Consider the following 15,665-nt stretch of genomic DNA (forward strand, 5'->3'; position numbering starts at 1 on the left):
AATAAGAGGAAGTCTCCATGCGCCTGATACCGGGATTTTTTGCCCTGCTGCTCGCCGGTCTGCTCAGCGCCTGCGGCGCAGACAAGCCCCTGGCCACCGTCAACCAGGTGGATCTGGAACGCTACAGCGGCACCTGGTACGAGATCGCCCGGCTGCCCCAATGGTTCCAGCGCGGCTGCTACAACTCCACTGCCAGCTACTCCCTCAATGAGGACGGCACCGTACGCGTAGTCAACCGTTGCCAACGAGAGGGCAAGGAACCCAGCGAGGCGCAAGGCACCGCCCGGGTGGTCCCCGGCTCCGACAACGCCAAGCTCAAGGTGCGTTTCGACAGCTGGATCTCCCGGCTGCTGCCCACCATCACTGAGGGCAATTACTGGATCATTGCCCTGGACCAGGACTACCAGACCGTGGTGATCGGTGAACCGAGCCGCAAATACCTGTGGATTCTGGCACGCACCCCGGAGCTGCCGGATGATCAATATCAAGCTTTGGTGCAGCTGGCCGAGAACAAGGGCTTTCCGGTGGACGAACTGCAACGCAACCGTGACCTGCAACCGGAACAATGATCCATGGAACACCACGTCTATTTTGCGGTTTTCGGCTTTGACCATGATCCCCGCCAACTGGACCTGCTGCTGGGACAAAGTGCCGACGACTATTGGCAAGAAGGGGAAAGCTTCAGCGAGGTTTTCCCCGACGCCCGCCGCCGGGAAAACCGCTGGATCCTGTCCAGCCAGCTGGACCACACCGCCAGCCACCGGGACCATTTCGAGAAACTGCTCTACAAACTCAAGCGCCTGGCTCCGCAACTGCAAGCCCTGGAACCGGACTACCGTTTCGGCATCGGCGTGTCACACTACTTCGTGATGGACGACCCGGCGTTCTACCTGCCCGCCGACATTCTCGACGGCTATGAAACGCTGGGCTTTGCCATCACCTTCGATCAACTGGGGCTGGACGGTATCCATGGCACAGGAAATTGAACGCAAGTTTTTGATCCAGGACGCAAGCATCGTGGATTCACTGGTCGGCGAGCGGCTGACTCAGGGCTATCTGAGCCACGACAAGAACGCCACCGTCCGGGTGCGTATCGCCGGCCATCAGGGCTGGCTCACCATCAAGGGTAAAACCGTGGGCGCCACCCGTAGTGAATTCGAATACCCGGTACCAGAGGAAGATGCCCGGCAAATGCTCGATGAACTGTGCAACGCCGGCGTCATCGACAAGACCCGCTACCGCCTGCCCCAGGGCGAGCTGTGCTGGGAAATTGATGTATTCCACGGCGACAACGATGGCCTGATCGTTGCTGAAATCGAACTGCCCAGCGAAGACACCCCCTTCGATAAACCTGACTGGCTTGGCCAGGAAGTCACCGGCGATGCCCGCTATTACAACAGTGCTTTGAGCAGCACTCCCTTCAGCCAGTGGGCCGATGACTGAGCACCGCTTTACCCTCTGGCGCCAGGACGATAACGGCATCAAGGCCAGAGTCGCTGACTACCCGAACCGTCAGGCGGCAGAGCAAGCCCGTAAGCATTATGAAGCCCTGGGGCACAAACAGCTTTATTGGGTGGAAGACAATCGCCGCGCCGACACGATATAGACTGTAGTCATCACGACGTGGTCATAATGTCCCGACAGACTCAGGAGGAGGACGGAGGGAACCATGGAAGAGAGCGTGCTGCTGAAACGGCTATGCCAGCAGGCCATCCACATTAATGAACAGGCGCTGATGGATCTGCAGCACCAGCCTTTGCCCGCCAATGCTGTGCACAACTGTCGAGTGGCGGTGAAACGGCTGCGAGCCCAGTGGCAACTGCTACGGCCCTGGCTAAGCCGCGACGATCATCGCGCCTTTGATCACAGCATCCGCAGTGCCGCCCGGCTGCTGGCGGGCACCCGGGACAACCACGTCATGGCCGCCACGCTGCAGCAACTGGCCAGCAAGGCCGACAAACCCCAACGCCACTCCCTGAGCCGGGTGACCACTACCCTGTTCAGCGACCCGGACCCGCCATCGGAAACCGCCCACCACCAGGAAGCCATCACCGCCTTCGCCCTGGACCAGCAGCGCTGGCAGTCACTGGCCCTGAGCATCAGCGACCATGAGTTGCTGGTGACCGGCCTGGCACGCACCTACAAGCAGTGCCGCAATCGCACCATCAAGGCCCAGGTCGGCAACGACCCACAACCCTGGCATGACCTGCGCAAATGGGTGAAATACCTGCTCTATCAACAACAGGCCTTGGCGGATCAGAACATTCACACCCCCTGCCACGAGGCGGACCTGGAGCGCCTGGGCAAGAAACTGGGCAAACTCCACGACCTTCACATGCTCCGCGAGCATGTGCTGGCACACAGCCACGCCATCGAGAAAAAGAAGGACCTGACCCATACGCTAGACGCCATTCACGGGCGGGAAAAGCGCTTGCTGAAGAAATGTCAGCCGGACAGCCAGCACCTGTTCCAGGCCCCCACCAAAAAATGGATCGCCAGAGTGTCCGCCACCTGACAGCGATCTGAAACCTTCTTGCCCGCCCCCACCGGCTTGCTACAATAGCTGGCGTGCCCGAGGACGACCTCGACCACGGCACCGCACCCACTCGGGGACGACCCCATGCAGGAGTTTCTCATGGCATGGGCACTGGTTATTCTCGCCGGCATTCTCGAATCCGGCTGGGCGTTAGGATTGAAAGCCAGCCACGGCTTCACCCGCCCGCTTCCTTCCCTGTTAACCGTCATCGGCATGGCCGCCAGCTTCTGGCTATTGGCCAAAGCCATGCAGACCCTGCCCGTGGGCACCACCTACGCGGTGTGGACCGGCATGGGCACCATCGGCACCGTGTTGCTGGGCATCCTTCTTTTCCAGGATGCCGTCAACGCCCCTCGCCTGTTGTGCCTGGGGCTGATTCTGGCCGGCATCATCGGGCTGAAAATCTTCACCCCGTAAGCCAGGCCCCTCTGAAGCGACACAATAGGGGCGTGTCCCGGTTACCGGTTCCCTGTAACATGGCGACCACGCCCTCTCTTGTCGCTCACTACAGGTTTTCCATGCTCAATAATGACGTTCTGCGCCGCGCTCGCTATATCTTCGACTTTGACGATACCCGCATGATCGGCGTGTTCGCCGAAGCCGGCGAAACCGTGACCCGGGAACAGATCAGCGACTGGCTGAAAAAGGATGACGATCCGGCCTTCCAGAAGTGCAACGACCGCACCCTGGCGATTTTCCTCAATGGTCTGATCAATGCCCTGCGCGGCAAAAAGCCCGGCCCGCAACCGGAGCCGGAATCCCGCCTGACCAACAACATGATTTTCATGAAACTGAAAATCGCCCTGAACCTGCAGGCCGAGGACGTGCTGGCCATTCTGGAACTGGCCAACTTCCGTTTGAGTAAACACGAGCTCAGCGCCTTCTTCCGCAAACCCGGCCACAAGCATTACCGGGAGTGCAAAGACCAGATCCTGCGCAATTTCCTGGCCGGCTTGCAGATACAGTTTCGCGACGGGGAATAACCGCTTACCTGACAGGTAATGGCGTTACCTCGGCAAAACGGGTTTCATGGCAGCAATAGCGGAGACATGCCATGAAACCCGACCCCAGACCCTTTTCCTGCTCAACAGCACCGTCCTGTTCACCCACCAGATTGATGCCGCCTACTGGCACGAATGGAATCTTTTCCATCTGCCTGGCGGTAACCAACTCAACCTGATATTGAATCTACCCATCATCGCCCTGGTATTACTGGCATTCCTGCAAGTGGCCACCCGCAGCCCCCATCAACGCCTGTGCCACCAGTTTCTGGCCGGCCTGGGACTACTGACGGTAACGATTCACAGCGGCTTTTTCCTGACCGGCCATCCAGAGTTTCTGCAGCCCATGTCACTACTACTGCTGGCCGCCACGCTGGTTTTGTCTGTGACTCAATGGATGACGCTGCCATCCCCAAGCCACAGCACGCAAACCTGAGGAAAATCGCGCCGCCAGCGACGTTATTCGCTTCGCTCACCCTTCGGTTGTTACTGCGCTACGCTACGTTCCTACAGCAAGCCAACCAGCATCTTCTGGTTTTATGTTTTCGCTATTAACTATTCACTGTTCACTATTAACCAACCCGGCCTTTAGAAACAGTTGTAGGAGCTATGCTCGCATGGCGAACTTCCCTTACGCCTTGTTCGCCATGCAAGCATAGCTCCTACGATTAACTGCCTTTCACCGCCCTCACCCCACTCAAGGTCTTGAAACACAATTCCTTGGCTGTTTCCCAGAATTCCTGCATATACGGGGTTTGGTCGTCTTCCACTCGCACGGCCGCATACAGGGTTCGCCAGACCCCCTTCTCGCCCAGCCGCACGGTTTTCAGCAGGTCGTGCTCGGTGTATTCGGTGAGTGCCCAGTTGGGTAGCGCCGCCACGCCCCGGCCTGCGGCCACCAGTTGTGCGGTCATGGGGGTGAGCTCGGCGGTGCGGATGGCGGCGGGTTCCGCGTTGGCCGGGTTGAGAAAGGCGGTGAACACGTCCAGCCGTTCCCGCTCCACCGGATAGGTAATCAGGGTCTGGTCGGCAATGTCTTCCGGCTCAATCCACTTGCTTGCCGCCAGGGGCGACTGCCGCGACACCGCCAGCACCAGTTCGTAGCGGAACAGGGGCAGGTATTTCACCGCCTCGTTTTCCACCGGGTCGGAGGTGATCACCATATCCAGATCACCGCGCACCAGCGCCGGCAAGGGCGCAAAGCTGAAGGCGGCGGACAGATCCATCTCCACCTCCGGCCAGTGTTCGCGGAACGCATCCAGGGCCGGCATCAGCCACTGGAAACAGGAATGGCATTCGATGGCGATATGCAGTCGCCCGGTCTGCCCGGCGGCAAGCCGCTTCACCTCCCGCTCGGTCTGCTGCACCCGCGGCAACACGTCCCGCGCCAGGGTCAGCACCCGCAATCCGGCGGTGGTGAAACGCACCGGCCGGGTCCGGCGCACCAGCAATTCCACGCCCAGCCGTCCCTCCAGATCCTTGAGCTGGTGAGACAGGGCGGACTGTGTCACGTGCAACCGCTCCGCCGCTTCCATCAACGAACCCGCCTCTTCAATGGCCAGCAAGGTGGTCAGGTGCCGAACCTCCAACATGAGAAAACCTCATAGATAAAATTAGTTATTTGATTTTGCCTCAAGTGGCATGGCGCACACAATAGCCTCATCACGCTTGTGGCGTCGGACGTCCGACGCCTGACGTCTGACGCTTTCCAAATCGCAAAGCCTGGACGCTTCCTCTTACGGTTAAAGAAAAGGAACCATCATGACCACCCTGCACAACCTGGGATTTCCCCGTATCGGCGCACGCCGGGAACTGAAACAGGCACAGGAAGCCTACTGGGCCGGCGATCTGCAACAGAGCGAGCTGGAGCATGTGGGCAAGAGCCTGCGTGAACGGCACTGGACGCTGCAGGCCGATGCCGGCCTGGATCTGGTGCCGGTGGGCGATTTCGCCTGGTACGACCAGATTCTGGAATTTTCCTGCCTGTTGGGCGTGGTGCCCAACCGCTTCCAGCAGAGCAACGACGAACCGGTCAGCCTGGACACCCTGTTCCGCATGGCCCGTGGCCGTGCCCCGACTGGCACGCCGGCAGCGGCCTGTGAAATGACCAAGTGGTTCGATACCAACTACCACTACATCGTGCCGGAACTGGCGGCGGATCAGACCTTCCGCATTGCCCGGGAAAGCCTGTTCGAGCAGGTGGAAGAAGCCAAAGCCCAGGGACATACCCCGAAGCCGGTAATCCCAGGCCCGCTCACCTATCTGTACCTGAGCAAGGGCGACAGCTTTGACGGTGCCGACGACAGCACCAAGTTGGCCCTGCTGGACAGCCTGATTCCTGTGTACCGCCAGATCCTGCAACGCTTCGCGGATCAGGGCGTGGAATGGGTACAGATCGATGAACCGATCCTGGTACTGGACCTGCCCGACAGCTGGCAGCGCAGCTACCTGCGCGTGTACGACCAGCTCGCCGCCGCCAGCAACTGCAAGCTGCTACTGGCCACCTACTTCGGTGGTCTGGAAAGCAATCTCTTCACCGCCCTGGAACTGCCCGTGGATGGCCTGCATCTGGACCGGGTACGCGGCAACGATGATCTCGGTCAGGTAGTGCCGCGGCTGGGCGACAAGGTGCTGTCTCTGGGTTACATCAACGGCCGCAATATCTGGCGCACCGATCTGGATGCCGCCCTGGATGCGCTGATCTCCCTGCGTAACGAACTGGGCGATCGCCTGTGGCTGGCGCCCTCCTGCTCCCTGCTGCACAGCCCGGTGGATCTGGATCAGGAAGACAAGCTGGATAGCGAACTGAAAAGCTGGCTGAGCTTCGCCAAGCAGAAGCTGCAGGAACTGGCCCTGCTAGGCGGCGCGCTCGATGGCGACAGCAGCGTCAATGCCGGCTTGCAGCGTCAGCGCGAAGCCCTGCAGGCCCGCAGCCTGTCCAACCGCATCCATAACCCGGTAGTCGCCAAACGGCTGGCCGCCGCCGGCCAGGTATCCCGCGACCGCCACAGCCCCTTTGCCGAGCGCATTGCCAAACAACAGCAGGCGCTGCAATTACCGGCCTTCCCCACCACCACCATCGGCTCCTTCCCGCAGACCCGGGAAATCCGCACCGCCCGCCGCGACTGGAAAACCGGTCGCCTGGACGACGCCTCCTATACCGAACAGATGAAGCAGGAAATCGCCCGCTGCATTCGTTATCAGGAAGAGGTGGAACTGGATGTGCTGGTGCACGGCGAAGCCGAGCGCAACGACATGGTGGAATACTTCGGTGAACTGCTGGATGGTTTTGTCTTCACCCGCTTCGGCTGGGTGCAGAGCTATGGCTCGCGCTGTGTGAAACCCCCCGTGATCTTCGGCGACGTGCAGCGTCCCGAGGCCATGACTGTGGCCTGGGCGCAATACGCTCAGTCACTCACCGACAAGCCCGTCAAAGGCATGCTCACCGGTCCGGTGACCATCCTGCAGTGGTCCTTCGTGCGCGATGATCAACCCCGTGCCGATACCTGTCGCCAGATCGCCCTGGCCCTGCGCGATGAAGTGCAAGACCTGGAAGCCGCCGGCATCAAGGTGATCCAGATCGACGAACCCGCCCTGCGCGAAGGCCTGCCATTGCGCAAGACCGACTGGGGCCAGTACCTGGACTGGGCCGTGGACTGTTTCCGCCTGGCCACCGTGGGTGTGGCCGACGATACCCAGATCCACACCCATATGTGCTACTCGGAGTTCAACGACATCATTGAGGCCATCGCCGCTCTGGATGCGGACGTGATCACCATCGAAACGTCCCGCTCCAACATGGAACTGCTGGATGCCTTCCGGGATTTCCAGTACCCCAACGACATTGGCCCGGGCGTGTACGACATCCACTCCCCCAATGAACCGGACGTGAGCTGGATGGTGCAACTGATGGAAAAAGCCGCCGAGCGACTGCCCAAGGAACGGCTGTGGGTAAACCCGGACTGCGGCCTGAAAACCCGCAAATGGGAAGAAACCCGCGTTGCCCTGGCCAACATGGTGGATGCCGCCAAGCAGCTGCGCGAGGCGAGTTAACCGCCGGACTTCGTAGGAGCGTCGCTCGCGGCGCGATAACCCAAACCCGGATCGAAAAATTTTCACCACACAGGCGCAGAGTACACTGAGAAAAATCCATCATCTCCTCAGAGATCTCTGTGTCCTCTGTGGTAAATCCGTCTGTTCAGGTTTGGGTTATCGCGCCGCCAGCGACGCTGCTACGGAAAGGCAGGGGGCAAGGATCAACTCGGCCCCCCGCTTCCGCCTCTATCACTTTCAACAACCGATCCGGCCCCAGCTCCACCGGTTTGGGTTCGCCGGGTAATTGCCAGTGGCCTGCGTGACGCTCGTCCGGTTTGCTGTCCATCAGTGGCAGGCTGGTAAGGTCCGCCAGGGCGTCGCGGAACAGGTCGGTGCGGTAGCACTGGGCCGCGAAGGTCTGGGTTTCTTCCAGCGAGCATTGACGCCAGCGCTGCATTTCTTCCAGCAGGAAACGGGCATCGGAGCGCCAGGGGAAATTGGCGTGGAAACCGGCAAATACATGAAAGTGATGGGCCGGAAACGGTTGTCCGGTCAGGCCACCGGGCAGGCGCTGGCTGAACGGTGCGCGAATGATTTCCGCCGGTACATCCAGCCAGGCCGGGTGCGCCAGTAGCGACAGGCTGTCCAGCAGATGCTCGTCCGCGTGGCGAGCGGCCTTATAGAGCGCCCGCAGCATGGCGCGATGAGGCCCGGGATTGCGGGCCACCCAGTCACGGGACACCGCCAGCACTTTTTCCGGGGCGTTTTCCCAGATCTGGTAACCGGAAAGAATGCAGTGCCCGGCGCCGGTGAGCGCCGCCAGGCTGTTCCAGGGCTCGCCCACACAGAAACCATCGATATGCCCCATGCGCAGGTGATCCACCATCTGCGACGGCGGCAGCACCACCAGCTTCACATCATGATCCGGGTCCAGCCCGGCGACGCTCAGCCAGTGACGCAATTGGTAGGCATGACAAGAAAACGGAAACACCACCGCCAGTACCAGCGGCGCCTCACCACTGCTGGCACGAGCCGCCACCAGCTTGTTCATGGCGCTGGCCATGTCGTTGGGCGTTGGTCCTTCGGATAGAGCACACAGCCCCTGAAACAACATGGGAGAGACGGTTATGCCGTTGCCGTTCAGTCCCATGGAGAACGCCGTCGCCAGGGGTTTCTTGATGCAGCCCAACCCCAGCGATGTGGCCATCAGCATAGGCGCCAGCATGGGGGCCGCATCCAGCTGCCCCACCAGCAAACGATCACGCAGACTGGCCCAGCTCCACTCCGGTTGCAGCTCCACATCCAGGCCTTCGGCGGCGAAGTAACCCGCTTCCTGGGCCACCACCAACGGCAGGCTGTCGGTCAACGGCATATAGCCGATACGGATTTTCATGGGGTTTGCTCCGCAAGGGCCTGGCGTCTGAGCTCTGACGCCTGACGTTTGAAAACCTTCTCATTCATCGCAGGCTGCGCCCGGCGGAATGTTTTTGCCGGTTCGGAAACCAGGCTTCTTGCCTTCTTCAGTGGACAGACTCTTCTCATGCTTGCTCCTGTTTTGTGGGAGCGCTGATGCGACCGCAACTCTCAGCCAGCTCAAGGGAAAAAGCATTCGCGATGGAACCATCGCTTCCACAGGGAAAGCCGGCCCAATCCATCACCCCTGCGCCTTCAGCATCTCGGCATAATCCAGCACTGACCTGGCCACCTGTATTAATGGCTGGCCGGTATTCATGGCCTGGCGCCGCAGGGTGCTGTAGGCATCCTGCTCGTTGAGGCGGCGGCGTTGCATCAGCAGGCCCTTGGCCCGCTCGATGATCTTGCGTTCTGCCAGCGCTTCGCGGGTCTGTTCCAGCTCTTCGCGCAGAGCCTGGTATTCCCGGAAACGGGCGGTGGCCACGCGCATCACGCCACGCACCCGGGCCAGATCGGTTTCCCCGGCCACATAGGCACTGACGCCGGCACGCAGGGCCGCCACGATCAGATCCTCGTCGTCCTGGTTGCAGAACATGACCATGGGGCGCGGCATATCCCGCTGCACCAGGGCCATGCTTTCCAGGGTGTCCCGGTCCGGCGCGTCCATGTCCACGATCACCACATCCGGGTTACTGGAATGCACCTTCTCCGCCAGCCCGGCAGCACTGGCCAGACGACACAGGATCTCGTGCCCTTCGTCGATCAGGGCACGCTCCAGAATGGCGGCGCGCGGTGGCTGGTCATCCACCAGCATGATTTTCAGGGCCATAGTGTCGGTAGCATCCGGGGATTGAGTGTTACTGGATTGGTTTGCAACGGTTGTGCCAGTCATTCGTTTATTAACCCACTGTTTTTGTTTGCTATTCCTTTTTCACCATAAAGCCCCCCGCAAAGCGCACCATAGCGGTGCACTCTGCGGCGCCAAAACGGCGCCTCGCGGCTCAGTAGTTCGCGGCATCAATCATGGTGCTGGCCAGCAAGGTATAGGCCTCTGTCCAGGCCGATTCTGTGTCGGCATCGAAGGCGTCGCCCAGGCCCTGCGCCAATGTCCAGAGCAAGGCCTGCGCCACGGCGTCGTAATCTTCCGGTTTAACGCCGTAATCCATGGCGTTCACCCAGCTTCTGGACGGCGGGCACAATGGTATCGAGCCTGTCGAGCCCCTTTACCGCCACACCAATCATGCTCATCAGTTTCTTGCCCTGCTCTTCCATGTTGCCCTTGAAGAGTGGTTCCAGTTCCGGGGCCTGGGTAAACAGGCGCTGATAAAACAGGGCGGCCGCCTGATCGGCAATGCCTTCCACTTGCTGCCAGCTGGCCTGCACCCGCGCAATATGTTCCGGTGTCATGGTCTTTCTCCCGCTATTGGGTAAGTGCTTGCACGCACAGCGTGCAAGCAGGGTGTTGACGGTTACATGGGTACGCGAATCACCACGCCACCCATCACGCCCAGCTCGAAATCCGTTTTGGGAGAGTCCTTGTGGTTGTTGTGACAAGCCGCGCACGGGGCGGCCACCGCCACATCCGGGTATACCGCCGTGTAGTAGGTCGTGTCGCCAAGCGCCTCGGTGCCGTAAAAGTTCTTGCCCGGGTTATCGACGATGTACTGCAAGCCTTCTTTTTCCAGTTCTGTTTTGGGCGCATTTTGTGAATTGATGGGCCACAGTGACTGCAAGGAATAGGAGAAATCACTGGATACCTCGGCCACCGCTTCCGCCCCGTAACGGAACATCTGCGCCGGCAGCGGTGCGCCGTTTTCCAGGTCTTCCCAGTACTCATGGGGTTTGATACTGTCAGCACCCGCCGGGCCCAATCGCCCGATGATCATCTTGGTGTAATTGGTGCGGTCCGCGTTCATCACTGCGAACAGGGAATCGGTGTAGACCTGTGGATCGATACCGACGGCAGGTTTGCTTTCCTGGCCGCCTCCGCAGGCACTTAACAGTAGTGTGGCCAAGGCTGTAGCGAACAACGTTCTTGAATATTGCATGGGTGTTACCTCCTCAGGTTCAGGAACCTCTGAATGAAACATCAGTATCAGTACGGTCCTCGCTTTCCTTCCCGGGCCTTGTCCCGCTCCACAGCCATATCCACCGATGGCACATGGTGTTCGGGTTTGCCCTGAAAGTTCTTTTCCACCAGATGCGGATCAGCCAGCGCATCAATGGCGAATTCCAGCCCGTGGCATTGCATGCACACTGGGCGAATCATTTTTTCTACCGGACGCAGGGTCAGGCTCTGGTTGTGTTGCACCAGCACATCATCGCCATGGGTTTCCCGGGGCATATGGCAGGTGGCGCAGGTCACGCCACTACCAGGGGGCAGCTCGCCGCGTTTTTCCGCTTGCCATAATCGGTGGTGGCTGGAGCGAAGGTATTCGTTGCTGTGTTCATCGTTGTGGCAGCCCAGGCAGCTATCCACGGCAGCTTTTTGGGTGTCGAAATCATGGGCACCATGGCAACTGATACACGTTAGCTCCCGGTGGCTGGCTTCCACATGCATGTTCAGCACCGATTGCGATGGCGTCATGGGTGATAACTCCATGGCCAGTCGCATGCCGTGCCGGCCCTGGAGGAACCCCTCGTTTTCCTGCTCATGACACTGGGCGCACTGCAGCGGCGCTGGCTTGTCGACCCATTGATCGGCATCACCATGGCAGGCGGTACAAGCCACCCCGGCTTCCGCATGGGCGTTGCCATCCCAGTGCTCCGGCACGGTTTTGTCTGCGGGCGGCGTCCCGGAACCTTGTATCAGGGCAACCAGATCTGCGTCGCTCATCCGGCTGGCCAGGTTGCGGGGAGTCAGGCGGGGGCGCTCACTGAGCCAGGGCTCATCGGCATGGGCGAGCAGGAAATCTTCATAGAGCGCCAGGTTGTCATGGAAGTTATGGCAGCCAGCGCTGGCACAGGTATCGAATGCCATGCCTTGGTGGCTGGGGCGCTCTTCGCCAATGTCCTGATGACAGTGCACACACATATCCATGGGCAACGTCACTCCCATGCCCACATCCAGCTCCGGCCGGTGCTCCACATGACAGGACACGCAGTAGCGGGCGTCCACATTGGCCAACCGGTTAGCGTTGCGCGGGTCAGTGAATTTGGATTTCGGGTGTGAGTCCCTGGCATCAGCAAGCTGCTCACCATGACAATTCACACACGCGTTTTGCAGCACCTCCTGGCTATTGAAACCTTCGTCATGGCAAGCACTGCATTGCAGCTCAATCTGGTGATGGCCATGGGTCATGGCACCGGGAAGAAAGGCACTCTTGGAAGCATCGTTATCCAGTAATGACATGCCCAGCCAGGCCGCCAGTGCCAGCGACCCCAACAGCCATAGCCCCCACCACAGTGTCTTGATCCCCGGCTTCCCCACAGGCATTCCCCTAGAAGTAGTACGCAGACAGGATGTGAAACACCAGCAGCGCAGGTAGCGGCCAGCACACCAGAATATGCAACCAGGTACTGCCCTGACGCAGCCGCCCCATGGCCGGAACCGAGCCCTGCAACCGGGTCAACAGGGCTGCCGTCATCCCCACTATTCCCACGCCCAGAAAGCTCAGCATCAGCCAGCGATTCAGGTTGTCCCCCAGGGAAAAACCGGTGTGCCCGTAAAGCAGCGCCAGCGCCATCGCCCCGAGCGCGGCATGGGCAATACGCCACCCGCTGAATCCCCCCATCGGCAAACCAGGAAAGCGCTTTTTCAATGACATCAGCAGTAAAAGCAGTGAAGCGATCAGCACCGCATAGCCACTCCACTGTCGCCATAGAGGGTTGCGGGAAACCAGCTCGAAGAACCCCATTTCCAATACCGAGGTGGCCGGCATCGGTGGCGGAAGCCATAACGCGACCCCCAGGAAAACAGCAGACAGGGCGGCAATAATGGCCAGGCTTCGACCGCCGGGCACACTCCGTTTGGCAGCGCCCTGCCCGCCACAAAGGCTGTCCAGAAGCGGCTCGCAACCGCCACAGACAGTGGCAGCTCCACTCGCCTGCTTCAGATCCGTCACCGCGGTGACGCCGCGATCCAGATATTCCTGTAACTGCCCCCGGGTCAGGCCACGGCATTGGCACACCACCGTCGCAGTCGGCCACTGCCCCACGGATTGGTCGTTGCTGTCACCCGGATTTCCCGTCAGTACAAAGCGGCCGACCTGCCAGGGCCACAGGCGCTTGCCATCGCGGATGCGATTGAGCACCTGTTGACGTTCCGGCCAGGGCCCCACCGATACCGTGCCGACCACCCGCCCGGTACGCACCATCAGCGCGCGATAGATGCCCTTTTCACGGTCGCGATAAACCAGAGTGCGATGCACCAGGCCACGCTCTTCATCACTGAACAGGCCGGCACTGAAGACTTCCAGCGACAGCACCTTGAGCCAGGTGCTGTCCGCCACCGGCATGTAGCTGACCGCTTCCCCGGCCAGATTGGCCGCTGCCACCCGAGCCTGTTGCAGGGCTGGCATAACCAGCCCGCACACCCGGTCCTGAAACTGGGCGCACTCTCCTACCGCATAGATATAGGGGTTGGATGTCTGCATACCCGCATTGACGCGAATACCACTGGCCACGGTGATGCCCGCCCGTTGGGCCAGCGCCGTGCGCGGAGCAATGCCGGTGGCAAACACCACGGTGTCACAGGGCAGCAACTGATCGTCTGCCAGGCGCACCCCTTCCACCCGCTCCACACCTTCCACACGTTTCACCCGGGCAAGCAGGCGTACATCCACTCCCGCGCTGGCGAGGTTGTCGGCCACCATGTCGGCGGCTTCTGAATCCAGTTGCCGGTTCATCAAGCGGTCGGCGTGTTGTATCAGGGTAACTTTGGTACCAAAACGGCACAGGCTATGGGCGGCCTCAATGCCCAACAGGCCACCTCCGATCACCACGGTATGAGTGCTACGCAGCCGGCGTGCCATCAGTGCCTGGGCATCATCCATATCGCGAAAACGCAGCACACCGGAAAGTTCGGCGCCGGGAATACCGGGAATATGGGCTTCACTCCCCAGCGCCAGTACCAAACGACCGTAGGGATGGCGTTGCCCAAGGCTGTCCTCAACCCAGCGTCGCGCCGGGTTGATTGCAATAATGGCCCGCCCCACCAGATGCTCCACGTTCGCATCCAGTTCGGCGGGCAGGTTAGTCAGATCATCAAAACCGGTGGAACCGGACAAAAAGGTGGATAGCTTGACGCGATCATAGGGCGCCCAGTCTTCCTGGCCGAACAGCTTGACCGGCGTGGTAACGCCACGACGGCGCAGCTCCACCAGACACTGCATGCCCGCCGGGCCATTGCCAACAATGATCAATGGCCGCTCGGTTTCGCTTTGCGGAATCTCGCTGTCAGGGAAAAACTGCCGTGCTTCCACCTTTCACCTCCGTAACGGTTTTGATGAAGGTTGCTGAAGTCAGGATCAGAGCTTCAGTTCTGCCCAGGCCCACAGTTTTTGTGTATCCGAGCCGAAATCATCGGCGCTGTAGTCGGCGTATTTCAGGCCCACCACGTAGTGCTTGCCGATGGGGCGAGCCACCAGCAGGTTGGTTTCCGTGCCGTAGTCACTACTGCCCTCTTCGGCCTGGAAGTCGTGATACACCGCCGCCAGCTTGAATCCGGCCAGTTTGGTGCCGACGCTGACAAAGCTGTCTTTCAGGCCATCCGCCGGGGTTACCAGGAACTGATCCGCCCAACCGTTGAAGGCATGCTTGGTGGCCAGCGGGGTCTGGAAGGCCACCAGGCCGTCATCAGAGCCCAGCACTTCCTGTGCCACTTTCACGGTGACCCCGGCCATTTCTGCGCCCACTTCGGCGAAGACGTAGTCGGTATCGCCGGCTTCCACCTCTTGGCGGGCGCCTTCCAGGGTGAGAAGCAGCTTTACGGCATCCAGATCGAAGGCACCGGCATAGCGCAAACCGTAGGTGTCGTTATCGGAATCGGGCACGTTATCGGTTTCCAGCAGGTAACCGTAGGCGGTGAGGGATCCCCCCGGCGCACCAGCCCAGCTGGCGTTGAACAGGGTATTGGACACATTGGCATCGAACTTGGGCGTAATGCCGTTTACCTGGGTGAGATAGGCCGTGGAGAAAGAAAAATCACCGGTGCCGTAATCCACCTTGGCGCCATCAAAGGTCTGCTCATCCTGACGCCAGCCCACGTTGCCGACGAAGCGGGCGTTGTCGTAGATAATGCGTTGACGGCCATAGGTGGCCACCAGGCCGTCGAGCGCATTGCTACCGGTATAACGCACTGCGGCACGGTTCAGCTCGGTGACTTCCGGATCGGCGATCACCGGGTAGCCGGTCATGTGCGGCGCAAAGTTGTCGACCTTGCCGACAATGCGTGTGTCTTCAAACTCCCCCAACACATCAAAACCGTGCAACGTGCCGCTCTGGTAACCCAGACGGGTGCGCAGGGTGAGTGCCTGGGCATCCTCTGCAGCACCGTCGCTATCCACTTCTTCATGGCGCAAGCGCAGATTCAGCAGCGGTTTGCCAGCTTTCAACGCGGTGATAAACGCATCGTCTTCGGCGTGAGCCGTCCCCGAAAAGCCGAGCGTGGACAGGATGACGCCGGCGGCAATGGCAGAATGTTTCATGGTCGTTTCCTCGAAGTAATTTCCCAAAATAAA

General features: G+C 60.3%; 18 protein-coding genes. 9 read left to right on the plus strand and 9 right to left on the minus strand.

Annotated features, from left to right (window positions below; translation table 11 throughout):
- The first annotated feature begins 17 nt into the window (after positions 1-17).
- From KZ772_RS05790 to KZ772_RS05825, 8 genes are all read left to right on the plus strand, one after another.
- Positions 18-569, plus strand: a complete 552-nt coding sequence (locus KZ772_RS05790) for a lipocalin family protein (RefSeq protein WP_290538876.1) — start codon at positions 18-20, stop codon at positions 567-569.
- A 3-nt stretch (positions 570-572) separates the two neighbouring features.
- The gene (locus tag KZ772_RS05795) at positions 573-986 is read left to right on the plus strand and encodes a DUF4279 domain-containing protein (protein WP_290538877.1); all 414 of its coding nucleotides are present in this window, start codon (positions 573-575) and stop codon (positions 984-986) included.
- Entirely contained in the window at positions 970-1,443 is a 474-nt protein-coding gene (locus tag KZ772_RS05800; protein ID WP_290538878.1) for a CYTH domain-containing protein, read from the plus strand. Before KZ772_RS05795 ends, KZ772_RS05800 begins: the two co-directional genes overlap by 17 nt.
- Positions 1,436-1,606: a hypothetical protein gene (locus KZ772_RS05805; protein ID WP_290538879.1), complete on the plus strand. Its 171-nt coding sequence runs from the start codon at positions 1,436-1,438 to the stop codon at positions 1,604-1,606. Before KZ772_RS05800 ends, KZ772_RS05805 begins: the two co-directional genes overlap by 8 nt.
- Before the next feature lie 63 nt (positions 1,607-1,669).
- Entirely contained in the window at positions 1,670-2,515 is an 846-nt protein-coding gene (locus KZ772_RS05810; protein ID WP_290538880.1) for a CHAD domain-containing protein, read from the plus strand.
- 120 nt (positions 2,516-2,635) lie between these two features.
- On the plus strand, positions 2,636-2,953 hold the full coding sequence (locus KZ772_RS05815) for a multidrug efflux SMR transporter (RefSeq protein WP_290538881.1): 318 nt from the start codon (positions 2,636-2,638) through the stop codon (positions 2,951-2,953).
- Between the two features lie 101 nt (positions 2,954-3,054).
- Positions 3,055-3,519, plus strand: a complete 465-nt coding sequence (locus KZ772_RS05820; RefSeq protein ID WP_290538882.1) for a DUF1456 family protein — start codon at positions 3,055-3,057, stop codon at positions 3,517-3,519.
- Positions 3,520-3,565: 46 nt separating this feature from the next.
- Positions 3,566-3,973, plus strand: a complete 408-nt coding sequence (locus tag KZ772_RS05825; RefSeq protein WP_290538883.1) for a DUF6713 family protein — start codon at positions 3,566-3,568, stop codon at positions 3,971-3,973.
- A gap of 232 nt (positions 3,974-4,205) precedes the next feature.
- On the opposite strand, the gene KZ772_RS05830 is transcribed toward KZ772_RS05825, so the two are convergent.
- A complete protein-coding gene (locus tag KZ772_RS05830) occupies positions 4,206-5,129 on the minus strand; it encodes a LysR family transcriptional regulator (protein WP_290538884.1) in 924 nt (307 codons plus the stop codon).
- Positions 5,130-5,298: 169 nt separating this feature from the next.
- Here KZ772_RS05830 and metE point away from each other — a divergent pair, with 169 nt between their 5' ends.
- A complete protein-coding gene (gene metE, locus KZ772_RS05835; protein ID WP_290538885.1) occupies positions 5,299-7,590 on the plus strand; it encodes a 5-methyltetrahydropteroyltriglutamate--homocysteine S-methyltransferase in 2,292 nt (763 codons plus the stop codon).
- A 145-nt stretch (positions 7,591-7,735) separates the two neighbouring features.
- On the opposite strand, the gene KZ772_RS05840 is transcribed toward metE, so the two are convergent.
- The 8 genes from KZ772_RS05840 to KZ772_RS05875 form a co-directional block, all read right to left on the minus strand.
- A complete protein-coding gene (locus KZ772_RS05840; RefSeq protein WP_290538886.1) occupies positions 7,736-8,965 on the minus strand; it encodes a CmpA/NrtA family ABC transporter substrate-binding protein in 1,230 nt (409 codons plus the stop codon).
- 261 nt (positions 8,966-9,226) lie between these two features.
- Positions 9,227-9,814, minus strand: coding sequence for an ANTAR domain-containing protein (locus KZ772_RS05845; RefSeq protein ID WP_290538887.1), 588 nt, complete (start codon positions 9,812-9,814; stop codon positions 9,227-9,229).
- A gap of 172 nt (positions 9,815-9,986) precedes the next feature.
- Positions 9,987-10,151 carry a globin domain-containing protein gene (locus KZ772_RS05850; RefSeq protein WP_290538888.1) on the minus strand — a complete coding sequence of 55 codons (165 nt, stop codon included), beginning with the start codon at positions 10,149-10,151 and terminating at the stop codon, positions 9,987-9,989.
- Positions 10,135-10,392, minus strand: a complete 258-nt coding sequence (locus tag KZ772_RS05855) for a globin domain-containing protein (RefSeq protein WP_290538889.1) — start codon at positions 10,390-10,392, stop codon at positions 10,135-10,137. The genes KZ772_RS05850 and KZ772_RS05855 overlap by 17 nt, the downstream gene beginning before the upstream one ends.
- A 62-nt stretch (positions 10,393-10,454) precedes the next feature.
- Entirely contained in the window at positions 10,455-11,033 is a 579-nt protein-coding gene (locus tag KZ772_RS05860) for a DUF3365 domain-containing protein (protein WP_290538890.1), read from the minus strand.
- A 47-nt stretch (positions 11,034-11,080) separates the two neighbouring features.
- Positions 11,081-12,415 (minus strand): cytochrome c3 family protein, encoded by a 1,335-nt coding sequence (locus KZ772_RS05865; RefSeq protein ID WP_235000031.1) that lies wholly within the window; start codon positions 12,413-12,415, stop codon positions 11,081-11,083.
- 10 nt (positions 12,416-12,425) lie between these two features.
- Positions 12,426-14,408, minus strand: a complete 1,983-nt coding sequence (locus tag KZ772_RS05870) for an FAD-dependent oxidoreductase (RefSeq protein ID WP_063525937.1) — start codon at positions 14,406-14,408, stop codon at positions 12,426-12,428.
- Positions 14,409-14,453: 45 nt separating this feature from the next.
- A complete protein-coding gene (locus KZ772_RS05875; RefSeq protein WP_290538891.1) occupies positions 14,454-15,632 on the minus strand; it encodes an alginate export family protein in 1,179 nt (392 codons plus the stop codon).
- Between the last annotated feature and the right edge of the window lie 33 nt (positions 15,633-15,665).

Source organism: Alcanivorax sp. (genome assembly GCF_019431375.1).
GTDB lineage: Bacteria > Pseudomonadota > Gammaproteobacteria > Pseudomonadales > Alcanivoracaceae > Alcanivorax > Alcanivorax jadensis_A.